This window comes from Chryseobacterium sp. C2(2020), from assembly GCF_014218915.1.
Classification (GTDB): domain Bacteria; phylum Bacteroidota; class Bacteroidia; order Flavobacteriales; family Weeksellaceae; genus Chryseobacterium; species Chryseobacterium mucoviscidosis.
The window spans coordinates 1-15,944 of record NZ_JACLCT010000059.1 but is presented as its reverse complement, the minus strand read 5'-3'; the positions used below and the strand labels follow the sequence as shown (position 1 = coordinate 15,944).

General features: G+C 36.9%; 13 protein-coding genes. 3 read left to right on the top strand and 10 right to left on the bottom strand.

Features of this window, described 5'->3' with window-relative positions:
- Positions 1-112: 112 nt before the first annotated feature.
- The 5 genes from H6W52_RS20130 to hutH all read right to left on the bottom strand — a co-directional run bounded on the left by H6W52_RS20130 (position 113) and on the right by hutH (position 4,801).
- Complete coding sequence (locus H6W52_RS20130) at positions 113-379, bottom strand: hypothetical protein (RefSeq protein ID WP_116100027.1); 267 nt, start codon at positions 377-379, stop codon at positions 113-115.
- 257 nt (positions 380-636) lie between these two features.
- A complete protein-coding gene (locus H6W52_RS20125; RefSeq protein ID WP_116100028.1) occupies positions 637-2,133 on the bottom strand; it encodes a S8 family peptidase in 1,497 nt (498 codons plus the stop codon).
- A gap of 105 nt (positions 2,134-2,238) precedes the next feature.
- Positions 2,239-2,685, bottom strand: a complete 447-nt coding sequence (locus H6W52_RS20120) for a GNAT family N-acetyltransferase (RefSeq protein ID WP_116100029.1) — start codon at positions 2,683-2,685, stop codon at positions 2,239-2,241.
- 166 nt (positions 2,686-2,851) lie between these two features.
- Positions 2,852-3,307, bottom strand: a complete 456-nt coding sequence (locus tag H6W52_RS20115) for a DUF2059 domain-containing protein (protein WP_116100030.1) — start codon at positions 3,305-3,307, stop codon at positions 2,852-2,854.
- 6 nt (positions 3,308-3,313) lie between these two features.
- Positions 3,314-4,801, bottom strand: coding sequence for a histidine ammonia-lyase (gene hutH / locus H6W52_RS20110; protein ID WP_116100031.1), 1,488 nt, complete (start codon positions 4,799-4,801; stop codon positions 3,314-3,316).
- Positions 4,802-4,933: 132 nt separating this feature from the next.
- Between hutH and H6W52_RS20105 the strand changes: the two genes are divergently transcribed.
- Entirely contained in the window at positions 4,934-5,695 is a 762-nt protein-coding gene (locus tag H6W52_RS20105) for a hypothetical protein (protein WP_116100032.1), read from the top strand.
- 129 nt (positions 5,696-5,824) lie between these two features.
- Positions 5,825-7,615 (top strand): excinuclease ABC subunit UvrC, encoded by a 1,791-nt coding sequence (uvrC, locus tag H6W52_RS20100; protein ID WP_116100033.1) that lies wholly within the window; start codon positions 5,825-5,827, stop codon positions 7,613-7,615.
- A 190-nt stretch (positions 7,616-7,805) separates the two neighbouring features.
- Here uvrC and H6W52_RS20095 read toward each other — a convergent pair whose 3' ends face one another.
- Genes H6W52_RS20095 through H6W52_RS20085 form a run of 3 tightly spaced genes read right to left on the bottom strand, consistent with a single transcriptional unit; the run spans position 7,806 to position 10,547 of the window.
- A complete protein-coding gene (locus H6W52_RS20095; RefSeq protein WP_116100034.1) occupies positions 7,806-8,561 on the bottom strand; it encodes a hypothetical protein in 756 nt (251 codons plus the stop codon).
- Positions 8,562-8,573: 12 nt separating this feature from the next.
- Entirely contained in the window at positions 8,574-9,656 is a 1,083-nt protein-coding gene (locus tag H6W52_RS20090) for a PorV/PorQ family protein (RefSeq protein WP_076396673.1), read from the bottom strand.
- Between the two features lie 12 nt (positions 9,657-9,668).
- Positions 9,669-10,547 (bottom strand): DMT family transporter, encoded by an 879-nt coding sequence (locus tag H6W52_RS20085; RefSeq protein WP_116100035.1) that lies wholly within the window; start codon positions 10,545-10,547, stop codon positions 9,669-9,671.
- Between the two features lie 414 nt (positions 10,548-10,961).
- Here H6W52_RS20085 and H6W52_RS20080 point away from each other — a divergent pair, with 414 nt between their 5' ends.
- A complete protein-coding gene (locus tag H6W52_RS20080) occupies positions 10,962-12,590 on the top strand; it encodes an acyl-CoA carboxylase subunit beta (protein WP_116100036.1) in 1,629 nt (542 codons plus the stop codon).
- Between the two features lie 234 nt (positions 12,591-12,824).
- Here the strand turns inward: H6W52_RS20080 and H6W52_RS20075 are convergent, their stop codons facing one another.
- Both H6W52_RS20075 and H6W52_RS20070 read right to left on the bottom strand, forming a co-directional pair.
- Positions 12,825-14,264 (bottom strand): AAA family ATPase, encoded by a 1,440-nt coding sequence (locus tag H6W52_RS20075; protein ID WP_116100037.1) that lies wholly within the window; start codon positions 14,262-14,264, stop codon positions 12,825-12,827.
- A gap of 41 nt (positions 14,265-14,305) precedes the next feature.
- Positions 14,306-15,427 (bottom strand): vWA domain-containing protein, encoded by a 1,122-nt coding sequence (locus H6W52_RS20070; protein WP_116100038.1) that lies wholly within the window; start codon positions 15,425-15,427, stop codon positions 14,306-14,308.
- Positions 15,428-15,944 lie beyond the last annotated feature (517 nt).

Here is a 15,944-nt window from a genome sequence, read left to right as displayed (position 1 = left end):
TGTAATAAGCTCTTATTTTTCATCCTAAATAAATAGGCTGTCGTAAAATGAAAGGTTTTTCAGTGACCTCAAATTTTCTTCCGTTTCTTTTTTATTAAGGGCAATGCTATCATTAGATTCTTTGGATACCAACAACATGAGGTTGTCCGTCAATCGGAGCATAGATTTCTACAACGGCATTCCAAACTACCTCAGAAGGCGGCATGGAAGCAAGGCACTGGTAACGGTAGTTTGTTCCGTTTACCACTTGTGTAGATACAGATTGCGGTTGATATTTTACTCCAACAAATCCATTCATTGCTTCGTCGAATACTTTTTGATCTTCCGGTGTTAAAGGATGATACGCTGTCCAGCCTCCTACTAATTCTTTTGTTTCCATGTTTTAATTTTATTTTGTGTTCCTACTCTTCTGGCTTTTCGGATTTCGCCCCGTTTGAATGGTTTCTGGTCTCCATGATTATTAAGTTTTGTTTGTGATCACCATTCAAAGATACCACACTTCCTCTAGAGCGGTTAGCGTAGATTTACCACTTTTTCACTTTACGTAGAAATACTTAATATGATGATTCAGGAGAAATAAAAAGGGAATATCGTTAATTAACAATATTCCCTTTCCTCTATTTTTAATTTAATTCTTTACTGTACTGCCTGTAAAACATTAATATTTCCATATCCGTAATCTGAGTTCGGAGTCGGATAATAGGTTGCAGACTGTCTCATTTTATTAATAACCTGATCTCTCGTCCATGAAGGATTTTTAGCCCAGACCAACGCCGCAATTCCTGCGGTGGAAGCTGTTGCTACAGAAGAACCACCTACATAATCCGTTTGTCCGTTATAGTAACTTAAGACCGGAATGTTGCTTCCTGAACCTCTTTCCATCTGATAAGTAAAATCGATTTCGCTTCCTGAGTGGCAAACGTCGCATTTCTGATTGGACGTATTTTCTTTTACTCCTGTTATCGCTTGTGTTTCAGGCATCCAAGCCGGAAAAATAACGCCTACGAAATTGGTGAAGCTGGTGGAAGTTCCGCCTGCGCAGAAAATTAATTTTCCTTTTGAATACGCATATTTTACGCCATCTTCAATTTTCCCGACAGAAAAGATATGTCCCATCGACATTGAAATAATTTTTACACTATTATTATTTCCCAGTTCTGTAAAGGCAATTTTCACTCCGTTTTGCTCATGATATCCGTCCAGAACTACATTAGAAGCTGCTCTGTACGTTACCAGATTGGCATTGTAAGCCACACCAACCGGCTGTCCCTGATTGTTTCTCGGAGCGGCGGCAGCAGAAGCCATGCTTGTTCCGTGACCACATTTATCCGCGGAACCGTCGTATCCTGTACTCCACGGCCAGACTGAATCTACATACACTCCGTTTTTGCTGATGGTTCTTCCTGTAGAAAGTCCGTTATTAAAGCTGCTTCCTAATAAAGACTGCTCCGGAGAAACACCGCTGTCTATCACTCCGATGGTCACTCCTGCTCCTGTGCTGTAGCTCCATGCATTAATGATATTGTGTTTCGTAAATGACCAAGGTGCTTTTGCGTTAGGAGAAACGGTTGTATAATCCGCAGCATTCAAAGCGGTAGATTCAAATCCGCATCCTGAAGAACTGCTGCTGGATTTTGCAGTTGCCCCGAATTGTTTTTCGTTTTCGAAATAACGGTAATCTGCAGGTTCTAGATAACGGATATTTTTCATTTTTCTAAGGGCAATCACCGTTTCCTGCTTTTCGATGGAAACGTCGATCTGATTCAGATATTGGTCTGAAGACAGTAAAATTCTGTCGGTCTTTCCTTCATATTTTTTAATCAGGTCTAAAATTTCGTTTTCAATGGCTTTGTTGTCTGCATCCAGACTTCTGTCGAAAGAAGAGCCAAATCCGATGGAAGCAATTTTATTTCCCTGAAAAATCCCGCTCCACAGAAAATGATCGGAAGATTCATTCCATGAAAATCTGCCTTTCGTTTTGATGGTTTCGTTGATTTTTTCATTGATCTGTCTTGCCGTTAAAGGATCTTTCTGGGTAATTTCTGTGTTGGCAACATTGTTTTGAAGATCGTCTCTGTTACATGCCGTGAAAACAAAGAATAACAATAAAAGGTAAAAAACATTTTTTCTCATATAAATACTATTTGATTGGTAAAACCAAGATATTAATTTACAATGAATTACCGAGCAACAGAATTTAAAAATTTATTATGCTTAAAATAACATTGTGAAATTAAATTATAAAACTTTCTCATAACAGACACTTTTATCAATTCCAATGTACTGTCCGTAATTTGGAATTCTTGTGTAACCACTTTTTTCATAAACAGAAAGTGCTTCATTCTGCTCCAATGAGCTTTCCAACACCGCTTTTGTATAATTCAATTCCTTTGCCCAGATTTCCAGTTCTTTAACGATCGTTGTTGCTAAACCCTTCTTTCTGAAATCAGGATTGGTGTACATTCTTTTAATTTCAACTGTTTCTTCATCAAATTTTTTAAATGCCCCACAAGCCGCAGGAATTTCATCCACATAAATAACAATACAGTTTTTGATCGCATCAATTTTGTTAAACTGATCGTAAAAAGCATGATCTTCCCCATTGCGAATGGCTAAATCCGCATCTAAGAGCTGTACTAAATTTTGAAAATCTTTATTGGAAGAATCTGTTCTTTTAATTGTCATGGCAATGGTTTTAGGCTAAATTAAAGATTTTGTTTTTATCTTTTAATACTTTTTCAAAGGTTATATTTTTTAACACAAGTAACACTCATATTTTCACAATTCAATACAAATATTTTTTTTAAATCTTAAAAAATAAAAAAGACTTCCATTTGCGGAAGCCTTTGTGTTATTTACTTTTTGGTGGTGGTGGAGATTGATACCCTTTTTGTTCGTTAATTTTATCAATCAGCTTTTTAGCTAAATTCTGTCCCCACTCTCTGCCGACTTCCATACTTTCATTCATGATTAAAGGCATGTTAGAAATTGTCTTTTGCCCGATAGGAGTTTTATAAAATTTTATCAGTTCATCAAGATCCGATTCTGTATAATATTTTGAATAAATAGGAATATAGAGTTTAGAAAATTCTTCTGTGGAAACTTCTTTTAAAAATCCATTCCAAAATTCATCAGGAATATCTTTATAATTTTCTTTATATGTATTTACAAATTGCTGAGCTCCCTGTACCGCCATTTTACTCACTCCGGTAACTTCAATTAATTCTTTGATCTTTGCTTCTTTTGAAGTTTGGGCAAAACCTGTAACTCCTATAAAAAGAACAAATGCTACTATAATTTTTTTCATCTTGTTTTAATTAACTATAAATTTCCTTTCATTTATCAATTCTGCGATTGCAAGCATATCCTGACCAATCAGTCGGTCATCTTCAAGCTTGGCAACTTTTGAACGGAGAATTGCATAATTTTCTTCAATAATTTTTGAACATTTTGCAGGTCTTCGGAATTCTAAACCTTGTGCTGCAAACATAAGTTCAACCGCTAAAATATTGACTAAATTTCCAAGAACCTGATTGAATTTTCTGCCGGAAATACTTCCCATCGAAACATGATCTTCCTGTCCTAAACTCGTCGGAATAGAATCCGCAGAAGCCGGAAAACACAATGTTTTATTTTCCGTAACCAACGCTGCAGAAGTATATTGAGGAATCATAAACCCTGAATTTAAACCCGAACTTTCCGTCAGTAATCTTGGTAAGCCATATTTTCCTTCCAGTAACAGATAACTTCTTCTATCTGAAATATTTCCCAGTTCGGCAGCAGCCAAAGTTGCATAATCCAAAGGTAAAGCCATCAACTGTCCGTGGAAATTTCCTCCGGAAATAGATTCTTCCGCGCTTAAAACAATTGGATTATCTGTTACGGAATTCAGTTCCGTTTCTGCCATCATTTTCAGATGTTCGAAGGCGTTTCTGCTTGCACCGTGAACCTGCGGAACACATCTCATAGAATACGGATCCTGAACTCTGTCGCAATATTCGTGTGCTTTAAGGTTTTCAGAACTTTTTAAAAATTTAAGCATTCTTGCCGCAACTTTTTTACTTCCCTCAAAAGGACGGATCTCATGCAGTTCTTTTTTAAACGGACTTGCAGAACCTCTGTAAGCTTCAATACTCATTGCAGCCGTCATATCCGCAAGATCAAGCAAATATTCAAATTTTTCTAATCCTTTAATCGCATGAGCAAGAATAAACTGCGTTCCGTTGATTAATCCCAATCCTTCTTTCGGTCCTAAAACCAAAGGTTCGAGATTGTTTTTTTCTAAAATTTCGGCTGTTTCAAAAATTTCATTTCCCACCCAAACTTTTCCAAGCCCCAAAAGCGGCAAAACGAGATGTGCCAAAGGAGCCAAATCTCCGGAAGCCCCTACAGAACCCTGCTCCGGAACTACCGGAATAATGTCTTTTTCCAGCATCAGGATCAATCTTTCGATCACTTCCAGAGAGACTCCGGAAAAACCTTTAGACAGCGCATGAACTTTTGCAATCATCATGATTTTTGAAAGTTCTTTATCAATCGGCTTTCCTACGCCTACTGCGTGAGAAATAATCAGATTATATTGTAACTGTGCGGTTTCTTCTTCAGATATTTTTACATCGCACAAAGGACCGAACCCTGTATTGATTCCGTAAACCGTTCTGTCTGATTCTACAATTTCACGTACATTTTTTTGTGATTTTAAAATCTGTTCTTTGGCAGCCTTGTTTAGTTTAGCTTTATCAGGAGTTTTACAGATCTCCAGAACATCATGGAAACTGAAAACATCTACACCGTATATCATTTTCTAAATTTTGTCTTAAAATTACACATTTGGCAACGATTGGAAAAACTAAATTTCAACAACATATATTTTTCTGAAAATAAGTGAATTAATTTACTATTTTTACCGCCGAAATATAAAAATTAATATCCCATGAAACTTAAAACTTTAGTGTTTACGCTGTTTCTTGTAAGCACAGCTTCTTTCGGACAGAAAGTAAAATACTCCAAAGAAGAAATTAAAAAAATGGAACAGTACCTTTTTAATGAAGGTTTTAACGCTCCCTCTGTAAAAAAGACATCTACCGTAATATTAAAGGACGGAACGACTCATAAAGGTTTCTGCAGCAAAACAGATACGAAAAAGGGTCAGATTTTTGAGGTTACGCTGAAAGACAGCATTTCTAAAAAGCCATCGGTATTTGTTGCCGATAACATCAGCGAAATGTATCTGTATCCGAATGAGGCTGAAAAAGTGGGGAAAGTTTTTAAGTACATGGGGAACATCAGAAACTATCAGACCAAGAAATTAAAAAATTCTACGACCAAAGACCGTATTCACTTTGTAAACCAGACGGTTTCCCTGAAAAATAAGAAGGACGACAAAGAATTCTTAATGCAGGTCATCAATCCGGAATTTGATGATATTATTTCCGTATATCATGATCCCAGAGCAAAAGAAACCGCCGGATTTTCGGTGATGGGTTCTCCACAATTGGGTGGCGGTGTTACAAAATCCTACTATGTAAAAAAAGGAGATAAAGTAATGTGGCTTCATAAAGATGATTTTGAAGACAATTATGATTTTCTTTTTGGCGACAATCCTGAGTTTATGAAAAAATATCCTAAGAATTCCGTGGAATGGGATTATTTCAGCTTTTTAGTGTATCAGTATACAGAAATGAGCCAAAGCTAAATTTTTAAGTACAAAAGAACAAATTTTTTATAAAGAAACTGTTTAATTACAATCAATTTTAACAAACATTATAAAGCTGTAGTATTTCTGCGGCTTTTTTTGTGCATGTAAATTCCGTAGTTTTGTTATATGAATCCTTCTTTAGAATTACAACTCAAAACTTTACCTTCCGAGCCCGGTGTTTATCGTTATTATGACAAAAATGATCAGCTTTTGTATGTAGGAAAGGCTAAAAATCTGAAAAAAAGGGTTCTCTCCTATTTCAACAAAAATCTTTCGGGGTACCGCATCAAAATCATGGTGGGTAAAATCCAGCGGTTGGAAACAACGATCGTTAACAGTGAATATGATGCACTTTTACTGGAAAATAATTTAATTAAGGAACATCAGCCGTTTTATAATGTCATGTTGAAGGATGACAAAACGTATCCGTGGATCTGTATTAAAAACGAAGATTTTCCGAGAATTTTTCTTACGCGTACCAAAATTAAAGACGGTTCCGAATATTACGGACCTTATGCAAAAGTACGTCCTGCAAAGATTCTTCTTGATACGATAAAGCATATTTACAAATTAAGAACCTGCAATCTCAATTTAGCTCCGAGTAAAATTGATGAAGGAAAATACAAGGTCTGTCTGGAATATCACATCAAAAACTGTGAAGGTCCCTGCGAAGGACTTGAAAGTAAGGAAGATTATGATGAAAAAATAGATGCCATCCGCGGAATCATCAAAGGAGATTTCCGTAAAGCGAAAGAATATCTGGTGAACCAGATGATGAAATATGCAACCAATCTTCAGTTTGAAAATGCTCAGATCATCAAAGAAAGAATTGATGCGCTTGAAGATTATCAGACTAAAAATACGGTGGTAAACCCAAGTATTGATGATGTGGATGTTTTTGGAATGACTAGCGACGAAACAGCGGCTTACGTTAATTTCTTTAAAATAAGGAATGGAAATATTATCCAGAGTTATACCACTGAGATTAAAAAAATCCTTGAAGAAAGTGACGAAGACATTATGGAGCAGGCTTTGGTGGAAATCCGTCAGAAATTCGATTCCCATTCAAAAGAAGTGCTTCTGCCTTTTCATCTGTCTATTGAAATTCCGAATGTAAAACTGATCGTTCCGAAAGTTGGCGATAAAAAGCGAATTGTTGAGCTTTCTGAAAAGAATGCGAAAGAATACCGTTTGGAAAAATTAAAACAGGTTCAGATCGTCGATCCGGAAAGGCATACGAACAGAATTATGTCTGAAATGCAGAAATTGCTGAGAATGCCGGTTGAACCACGACACATTGAAGGTTTTGATAACTCCAATATTCAGGGAACGAATCCTGTTTCTGCGTGTGTTGTTTTCAGAGACGGAAAACCAAGCAAAGCCGATTACAGAATTTTTCATCCGAAAACTGTGGAAGGTTCCAATGATTTCGCTACAATGGAGGAAGTGATCTACCGCCGTTACAAAAGAATGCTGGATGAAGGCGAAGATCTGCCTCAGTTGATTTTGATCGACGGTGGAAAAGGTCAGTTATCTTCTGCCGTAAAAAGTCTGAGGCTTTTGGGATTGTACGGAAAAATTACCATTGTAGGCATTGCAAAACGCTTGGAAGAGATTTTCTTTCCGGAAGATCCTATTCCGTTATATTTGGATAAAAAGTCTGAAACCCTGAAAATTTTACAGCGTGTAAGAGACGAAGCGCACCGATTTGGGGTGAAACATCACAGAACCAGAAGAAAAAATTCTACGATAAAATCTGAACTGGAAGAAATTCCGGGAGTTGGGGAAAAAACAATTGAATTATTGCTTTCAAAATTAAAATCAGTCAAGAGAATCAAGGAATCTAATCTTGAGACATTGGAGGAGATTTTAGGGAAAAGCAAAGCGAAAATAATTTACGATTTTTTCAACGAATAGAGACAAACTCAAAACAAATAATAAATATTGAATAATTTTATGAAAATAATTTTTATAATATTTGTTAATTTAAATATTTTTTATAAATTAGATGAAGTTAAAGACTTCTTAACTCAAAAACTTCTTCATATTTAAATTTACAAAAAAAAGTCCTCGTTATGAGGACTTTTTGATTTATGGTGTAATGCCGTTACTTTTTATAAAATATTTCTTTGCTGTACTCACCGCCGGACAAAGGCATTTCTATAATAATATTTCCATTTTCGTAGTATCCTAAAGTAGATTCTCCGTTTTGAAGTTTTACTCTGAAAACATCGCTTTTTGTTGTTACTTTGAAAGTTGCAAACGGTGAAGAGCTGTTAGAATTTACCAGAATAAACTGAGAATTGTCGATCTGAATTTTTTGAAGATCCATTTTTCCGTTGCTGAATTTCAACGCGGTATTGTCTACAGATGAAGATGAGCTGTTGGTAACAACCTGCGTAGAGTTTGTTGTTACGGTTTCCTGAACTTTTACCGGAGAAGCAGGCTGTGCTGTAGGATTAGCCGGAGAAATGGAAACAAAAGTCTGTTTCAGTGCATCCTGATAACCTTCTTTGTATTCCTTGATGTTAGAAGCGCCTTTAATGGATGAAACTACTTTATCGTTACAGTCTTTAAACTGAACCAATACTTTGTTTCGTAAAAAACCACTGTCGTTGATGATATCTGCCATCAAAACATTGCAGGGATTACTTTGCGCTTCAGCCGGCCATTGTAACTTATCCGAAGGAATTACTGTATAATTTTTACTTCTTAAAGTTTTGGTTAATAGATTATTCAACCCGAAATCTTCTTTAAAAGTTTCCAGTTTCGAAGGAAGAGAAATATATTTATAATCCGAAACCTTCTGTCCGAAAGCAAACATCGAACTGGCTGTTAATATGATAAGCGATATTTTTTTCATTTAATTTAAATTTTAATCGTTTCTGAATTGCCCGATATCCAGTTTCAGAGAAAAGAAATTGGAATAGAAATTAGACCCTCCGATTCCGGAATTGGTAATTGCATAATCCAGCGTAAGACCTCGGTATCTGATCCCGATTCCCGCACTTGGCTGGAAAGAAACTTTTCTTCGAAGATCCTCAATATCTGTAATCGACTGGAATCTGTTCACCCCCAATCTCACGAAAATCATTTTCTGATAGCCTAATTCTGCTCCGGCATACGGTGTTAAACTCGCAAAATCGGTAGAAACCAATGCGGCAGTTTTTGCAAAATCTACGTTAATTCCCGCTTCCGGCAATACATAAACACTGCTGTTGATTTCAAACATTTTACTTACACCTGCATTTAATTTCGGCATCGTAAGTTCCATTTTATCTTTTGGCGCAGGGTTGAATTCTTCTCCGTTAACCACTGTGGAAAGTTCTTTCTGGTTGACGCTCCAGAAGTTCACTGTAGTGGTTGCATCTCTCAGCATACCTCCCAGTTTCCACCCGTTGTCCATTTTATAAATAGCCCCCACATCGAAACCGAAACCATATCCGTTGGCAAATTTCCCTACATTTCTGTAAACGATTTTAGCGTTAATCCCCACATCAAGCTTCTGATTTCCTCCCGGGTTAAATGCATACGAAAGAATTGCTGCGTAATCGGACTGGGAGAATTTGGTGATTTTGTCATAATCAATATTTCCTTCAGTGTCGATTAACTGTGTGGTATTTAATATATTATCTACTCCCAATCTTACAACAGAAACTCCGAAAACTCCGGTTTCCAGAACTTTGGCATAGGCTAGATAATCGTATTTTGCGATAGATTCGAAATATTCGGCGTGCATTGCTGCGCCCTGCCAGTCTTTTTCCACGCCCATTAATCCAGCGGGGTTCCACATCGGGGAATAGACATCATCCTGATTGGAGATCACCGCACCTCCCATGGCAAGACCTCTTGCTCCGGCTCCGATGTTCAGAAATTCGTTGGAATATTTTCTGATGATCTGGGATTGCGATATCCCGAAAACCAGAGAGAATGCAAGTAAAAAATATTTTTTCATCATATCAATTGATGCTTAATTTAAAGTTTTTTGTTTTTTAGCTTTTATCAATCCGTTAGCAATGATTGCCAGTATCATAACTCCTGAAGCGATGTAAAAAATCGGGCTCATGTGTTCTGATTCCCCAAAGATAAAAAAAGCTAGTATAATTCCGTAAACCGGTTCTAAATTAACTGTTAAAATTAATGTAAAAGGCGAAATATATTTCATGAGATTCACCGATTCCAGCATCGGGAAAGCTGTGAAAACACTTGCCAGTAAACCTATTAACGCGATATCGCGGTAACTTATTTCATTTATCGAAAAAATTTGTCCTGAGAAGAGATAAAATATCAATAAAATAAACCATCCTGAGAATATTTCATAAAAAATGATATTTCCTGAGCTTGTTTTTCCAAACATCTTTCCGTTGAAAACCGAAAAAATGGTTCCGAAAATGGCACACAGCACTCCGTAAAATATTCCTTCTTTGTACTGAAATTCTGTTTTGAAGATCAACAAAATACAGGCGACAATCACCACTCCCATGACGACTTCCGAAACATCAATCTTTCTTTTAAAAATCAAAGGTTCCAGAATGGATGCAAATAAGGTGGATAAAGAAAGACAGCTTAATGCGATGGAAACATTCGATATTTTAATGGAGTAAAAAAAGCAGTACCAGTGAAGCGCCATCGAAAAGCCGATTACAGCCAACTGGAAAAATACTTTCTTCGAAACCTTAATGCTGTCTTTTTTGAAAACACGGATGTACACAAAAAGACAGATCGCCGCAAACAGCATTCTGTAAAAAACCAGAATTTCTGCATTCGCATGAATCAGTTTTCCCAAAATTGCCGTAAATCCCCACAAAAACACTATCAAATGCAATCTGAAAAGAGCCAATTTATGCATATCCTACCTTCTTTTACTATTTCTGCAAAAATACAAATAGGTTTTACATTTCGTGTAATAATTTTTCAGTAAAGCTTCTGATTTTCTGATAAAATTTAAAATATGGTTGATTGCCGGAAAACAGGAATTAAGATTCCTATTTAACATAAAATAAAAAAACCCTGAAAATTTATTCAACTTTCAGGGCCTTCAAATAATAAACTATTAAAAAAATAAACTAGGAACTTAGAGGAAGGATGAGATTTCACTCTCCCTTTCTCTATTGTAAAGTTAGCAAATTACGAACCATAAAAAATATATTTTTTGTTAAATATTTCATAAAATTCTGAAAACCAATTTATTAAACATTTGTTTACATCCATTTTCATTCCATGTAAAAAATAGTATCTTTAAACGGAAAAAATTGAAATTTTTATGGACATTGAATTCAACAAAAGAGAAGATCAGAACAGATTAAAATTATCCGAAATCAATCGCTTATTGACAGAAATTAAAAAGGGAGGTGGTGAAAAGAGGCTTCAGAAGCTTCGTGATGAGGGAAAAATGACGGCAAGAGAAAGAATTGACTATCTTCTTGATAAGGATTCTGATTCCATAGAAATTGGCGCTTTTGCCGGATATGAAATGTATGAGGAGCACGGAGGCTGCCCAAGCGGGGGTGTTGTTGTGGTAATGGGGTATGTTTCCAAAAGACAATGCATCATTGTGGCAAATGATGCTTCTGTAAAGGCGGGAGCATGGTTTCCGATTACGGGTAAGAAAAATCTGAGAGCTCAGGAAATTGCCATGGAAAACAGACTTCCGATTATTTATCTGGTAGATTCCGCAGGTGTTTATTTGCCGATGCAGGACGAGATTTTCCCTGATAAGGAAATGTTCGGGAGAATTTTCAGAAATAATGCTAAAATGAGTGCTGCAGGAATTATTCAGATTTCTGCTGTGATGGGAAGCTGTGTTGCAGGTGGTGCTTATCTTCCGATTATGAGTGATGAAGCGATGATTGTGGAGGGAACGGGTTCTATTTTCCTTGCAGGAAGTTATCTGGTAAAAGCGGCAATCGGGGAAAGTATTGATAATGAAACTCTGGGGGGAGCCACTACACATTGTTCGATTTCGGGAGTTACGGATTATAAGGCTAAAGATGATAAGGATGCGCTGAACAGAATCAAGAATATCATGAAGTCTTTGGGAAGTACTGAGAAAGCGGGTTTCGACAGAATTGAAAGTGTACCGCCGAAAGAAAAGCCTGAAAATATTTTCGGGATTATGCCTGTTTCAAGAGCAGATCAGTATGATACCTACGATATTATAAAATGTCTTGTTGATAACTCTGAGTACGAAGAATATAAGCCTGATTACGGGAAAAGTATTATCTGTGCCACGGCAAGAATCGATGGCTGGTCTGTAGGAATTGTAGCGAACCAGAGAAAGCTTGTAAAAAGCGGAAAGGGTGAAATGCAGTTTGGAGGGGTGATTTATTCTGATTCTGCGGATAAAGCAACGAGATTTATTGCGAACTGTAACCAGAGAAAAATTCCGTTGGTGTTTTTACAGGATGTAACCGGCTTCATGGTGGGTTCTAAATCTGAGCATGGAGGAATTATTAAGGACGGTGCAAAAATGGTAAATGCAGTCTCAAATTCTGTAGTTCCTAAGTTCACGATAATTACCGGAAATTCTTACGGAGCCGGAAATTACGCGATGTGCGGAAAGGCTTATGATCCAAGGTTAATTGTTGCGTGGCCATGGGCAGATCTTGCGGTAATGGGTGGTGCTCAGGCTGCAAAGGTTTTAGCACAGATTCAGGAATCAACATTGAAAAAACAAGGAAAAGAAATTTCTGAGGAAGAACATAAAGAAATTCTGGATTCTATTTCGGCAAAATATAAGAAACAGACGGAAGCAACGTATGCAGCAGCAAGGTTGTGGACCGATGCAATTATTAATCCTGTAGATACCAGAAAATGGATTTCTATGGGAATTGAAGCGGCGAACCATTCTCCGATCACTGAGAAGTTTAATCTTGGAGTTATACAGGTTTGATAATTGATGATTGATGATTGATGATAAATAAAAAAGATGTGGAAATTAATTCTACATCTTTTTTTGTTTTGAATGGGTAAGTTAGTCCAATATTTTAAATTCTGACTTTCATCTTAGCCCCGATTGCAGCATTTGTGTGAGCTCATTTTATAGATTCGGCGGCGGCTTTGCCGCCGCCGAATCTATAAAATAGCGAGTGCGGAAAGCGGGAAACAGCTCCTCATAAAACAGATTCTATGAAAAGAAAACTCCCGTTCTGAATCTTTCTTTATTCAGTTTTTTATTCACAGCCAATCCCCAAAGAATAAATTCTTTTAAAAACAGAAGATCTTCGGGTTGGGTATCGGGTTGGTATTTTTCAATGATTTCATCAAGCGGAGTAATTCGATTTAGGTTTTTCGCGTAGACTTCATCCGGAGATTCGTCGGTAATTTCTAAAAATCCGTCATCCTGTAAAAACCAATCGGTGATCTGGCTGAATGGTCCGTCTATATTTTTTTTCTCCAGTTTTTCTATTTTGGGGAAATACGTGGTAAACAGAGTTTTTACCGCATTATCTATTAAAAGTTGTGCCACAGATTCTGCTCCTTCCTGCTCTCCTTCGTAAACCAGTTCTACCTTTCCGGTAATCGCAGGAATAACGCCAACAAAATCGCTCAGCCTCACCGAAGTTTTTTCTTCGCCAGCCAACAAAGCCCTACGTTCTGCCGTACTCAACAAATTTTCGAAAGCGGTGATGCTCATACGTGCACTCACACCACTTTTAGCATCTACATATTCGCTCTCACGGGCTTCAAAACCAATCTGTTCCAGAAGATCATGGGCTAAAGCCGGAACATACACTCCGTTTTTCTGGCGGCTGTCCAGACTGGATTCATATTTTGTAATTTCTTTCGCAATATGGATATTTTCAGGATAGTGCGTTAAAATCTGCGATCCGATTCGGTCTTTAAGAGGAGTAACGATGCTTCCTCTGTTGGTATAATCTTCCGGATTGGCAGTAAAGACAAACTGAATATCCAAAGGCATTCTCACTTTAAATCCACGAATCTGAACATCGCCTTCCTGTAAAATATTAAACAGGGAAACCTGAATTCTTGCCTGTAGATCAGGCAACTCGTTAATTACAAAAATACAGCGGTTGGCTCTCGGAATCATTCCAAAATGGATCACACGATCGTCTGCATAAGATAATTTAAGATTGGCAGCTTTTATCGGATCTACATCACCAATAAGATCGGCAACGGTAACATCCGGAGTGGCAAGTTTTTCAAAAAATCTTTCATCTCGGTGAAGCCATTCAATGGGTGTGCTATCGCCTTCTTTTTCAATTAATTCTTTTGCAAACCGGGAAATCGGATTAAAAGGATCATCATTAATCTCGCTTCCGTCCACATAAGGAATCCATTCATCCAATAAGCTTGTCATCATTCTTGCCAGTCTTGTTTTAGCCTGACCTCGCAATCCTAATAAATTGATGTTATGCTTACTGAGAATGGCATGCTCCAATTGAGGAATTACTGTGTTTTCGTATCCGAAAATTCCCTCAAATACAGATTCTCTATTTCGGATTTTAGTTTTTAAATTATCCCGTAATTCTTCTTTAATATGTTTTGATGTATAACCTGATGCTTTTAACGCACCAAGCGTTTTTATTTCTGGCTTTGCAGTCATTGTATTTAAATCTAATTGATAATTTTTATTGAGTAATAATTTTAACGGATTCTTCTTTTACGATTGGATTCATAATCTTCAAAAATCATGTTTCCTAAGCCATTAAGACCTGTATAAAATGCTTTTCCCTGATTGGCTTCTGTAAATTCGCTCACGAAATGCTGCAAATAAGAATCCTGCGCAATCATAAAAGTAGTAATTGGGATATGGAGCCTCCTTGCCTGAGCTGCCATATTGTAACATTTCTGAACTACATATTCATCCAGTCCGTAAGAATTCATATAATAAGTACCGTCCGGTTCGCGCACACAGCTTGGCTTTCCGTCGGTAATCATAAAAATCTGTTTGTTGGTATTTCGCTTTCTCCGAAGAATATCCATTGCTAACTGAAGCCCTGCAACAGTATTGGTATGATAAGGACCCACCTGCAGATATGGAAGTTCCTGAATCTTTACCGGCCATGCATCATCGCCAAAAACAATAATATCCAGCGTATCTTTCGGATAACGCGTTGTGATTAATTCAGCAAGTGCCATCGCAACTTTTTTAGCCGGAGTAATACGGTCTTCACCGTAAAGAATCATACTGTGGCTGATGTCGATCATTAAAACAGTACTCATTTGAGACTGATGTATGCTGTCCTCAACAATAAGATCATTTTCCGTAAGATGAAAATCTCCGATCCCATTATTAATTTGTGCATTCTTTAGACTCTCCGTCATTGAAATTTTTTCCACAGAATCACCGAAATTATAATTTCTGAACTCTCCGGTTAAGTCTTCACCTGCTCCGCTTTTATTCGTTTTATGATTTCCGTTTCCGCTCTTTTCAAGATTTCCGAATATTTGTTTAAGTGCCTGCTTACGGATATTCTGTTCCATTTTCGCACTTAACGTAACTCCATTGCCATTTCCATCTGGATTAATCTCTTCCCGAATATATCCTTTCTTTTTAAGGTCTTCAATAAAGTCATCTATTGTATATTCAGGAGTGGTTAATTGGTATTCTTCATCCAACATCCGAAGCCAGTCAATTGCTTCATCAAAATCACCTGAAGTATGAGTCAGTAAATCCGTAAAAATTTCCAGCAATCGGTCAAATACAGATCGTTCCGGTTCCTGATAAGTATTAAACCTAAAACCTCTTACAATATGCTCTTTCATATCATAAATTTACGATATAAATTAAGAGGGCTTAAGAGATTTAGTCTATTTTACATTTTAAGAATAAAAATAATTGAATCAAAGAAAATTCTCAAGTTATGGAAAGAAAAATTATCCGCTACTTTAGATAAAACGTCTTTAATATGCGAAATATCTTTTCAGGAGCTTTATCCCGCTATCCACTTCTACTCCTCGTGCCCGGCTTTCCGAGCTAATGCCTTCTTTCCCACATCACGCTGCGGGGTAACCGTTTCTATCGGGGCTAGGAATGGCAATAATATTGATAATTGATGAATGATTACATTCTCCGGCTTCTTTACTTGTTACTTTTCTCTTTTTACTTTTTACATTGTTCTTTTTACTTGTTACTTTTCTCGGATCAGTCTCAAAAGTTGGGGAGGAATGTTAAGTAGTTTTATCTTTGTATAATGCTAAACGAACAAGAATTACTAAAGTTTTTGCTTCCACCATACTTAGTGGATTATTTTGATATTGTGAAATTTGAAGAAAAAGAAGG

Bases quoted from the DNA above. Each gene is read 5' to 3' on its own strand.
- H6W52_RS20070 (WP_116100038.1), bottom strand. From the start codon at position 15,427: ATGAAAGAGCATATTGTAAGAGGTTTTAGGTTTAATACTTATCAGGAA.
- H6W52_RS20105 (WP_116100032.1), top strand. From the start codon at position 4,934: ATGAAACTTAAAACTTTAGTGTTTACGCTGTTTCTTGTAAGCACAGCT.
- H6W52_RS20120 (WP_116100029.1), bottom strand. From the start codon at position 2,685: ATGACAATTAAAAGAACAGATTCTTCCAATAAAGATTTTCAAAATTTA.
- uvrC (WP_116100033.1), top strand. From the start codon at position 5,825: ATGAATCCTTCTTTAGAATTACAACTCAAAACTTTACCTTCCGAGCCC.
- H6W52_RS20090 (WP_076396673.1), bottom strand. From the start codon at position 9,656: ATGATGAAAAAATATTTTTTACTTGCATTCTCTCTGGTTTTCGGGATA.
- H6W52_RS20125 (WP_116100028.1), bottom strand. From the start codon at position 2,133: ATGAGAAAAAATGTTTTTTACCTTTTATTGTTATTCTTTGTTTTCACG.
- H6W52_RS20115 (WP_116100030.1), bottom strand. From the start codon at position 3,307: ATGAAAAAAATTATAGTAGCATTTGTTCTTTTTATAGGAGTTACAGGT.
- hutH (WP_116100031.1), bottom strand. From the start codon at position 4,801: ATGATATACGGTGTAGATGTTTTCAGTTTCCATGATGTTCTGGAGATC.
- H6W52_RS20095 (WP_116100034.1), bottom strand. From the start codon at position 8,561: ATGAAAAAAATATCGCTTATCATATTAACAGCCAGTTCGATGTTTGCT.
- H6W52_RS20080 (WP_116100036.1), top strand. From the start codon at position 10,962: ATGGACATTGAATTCAACAAAAGAGAAGATCAGAACAGATTAAAATTA.
- H6W52_RS20075 (WP_116100037.1), bottom strand. From the start codon at position 14,264: ATGACTGCAAAGCCAGAAATAAAAACGCTTGGTGCGTTAAAAGCATCA.
- H6W52_RS20130 (WP_116100027.1), bottom strand. From the start codon at position 379: ATGGAAACAAAAGAATTAGTAGGAGGCTGGACAGCGTATCATCCTTTA.
- H6W52_RS20085 (WP_116100035.1), bottom strand. From the start codon at position 10,547: ATGCATAAATTGGCTCTTTTCAGATTGCATTTGATAGTGTTTTTGTGG.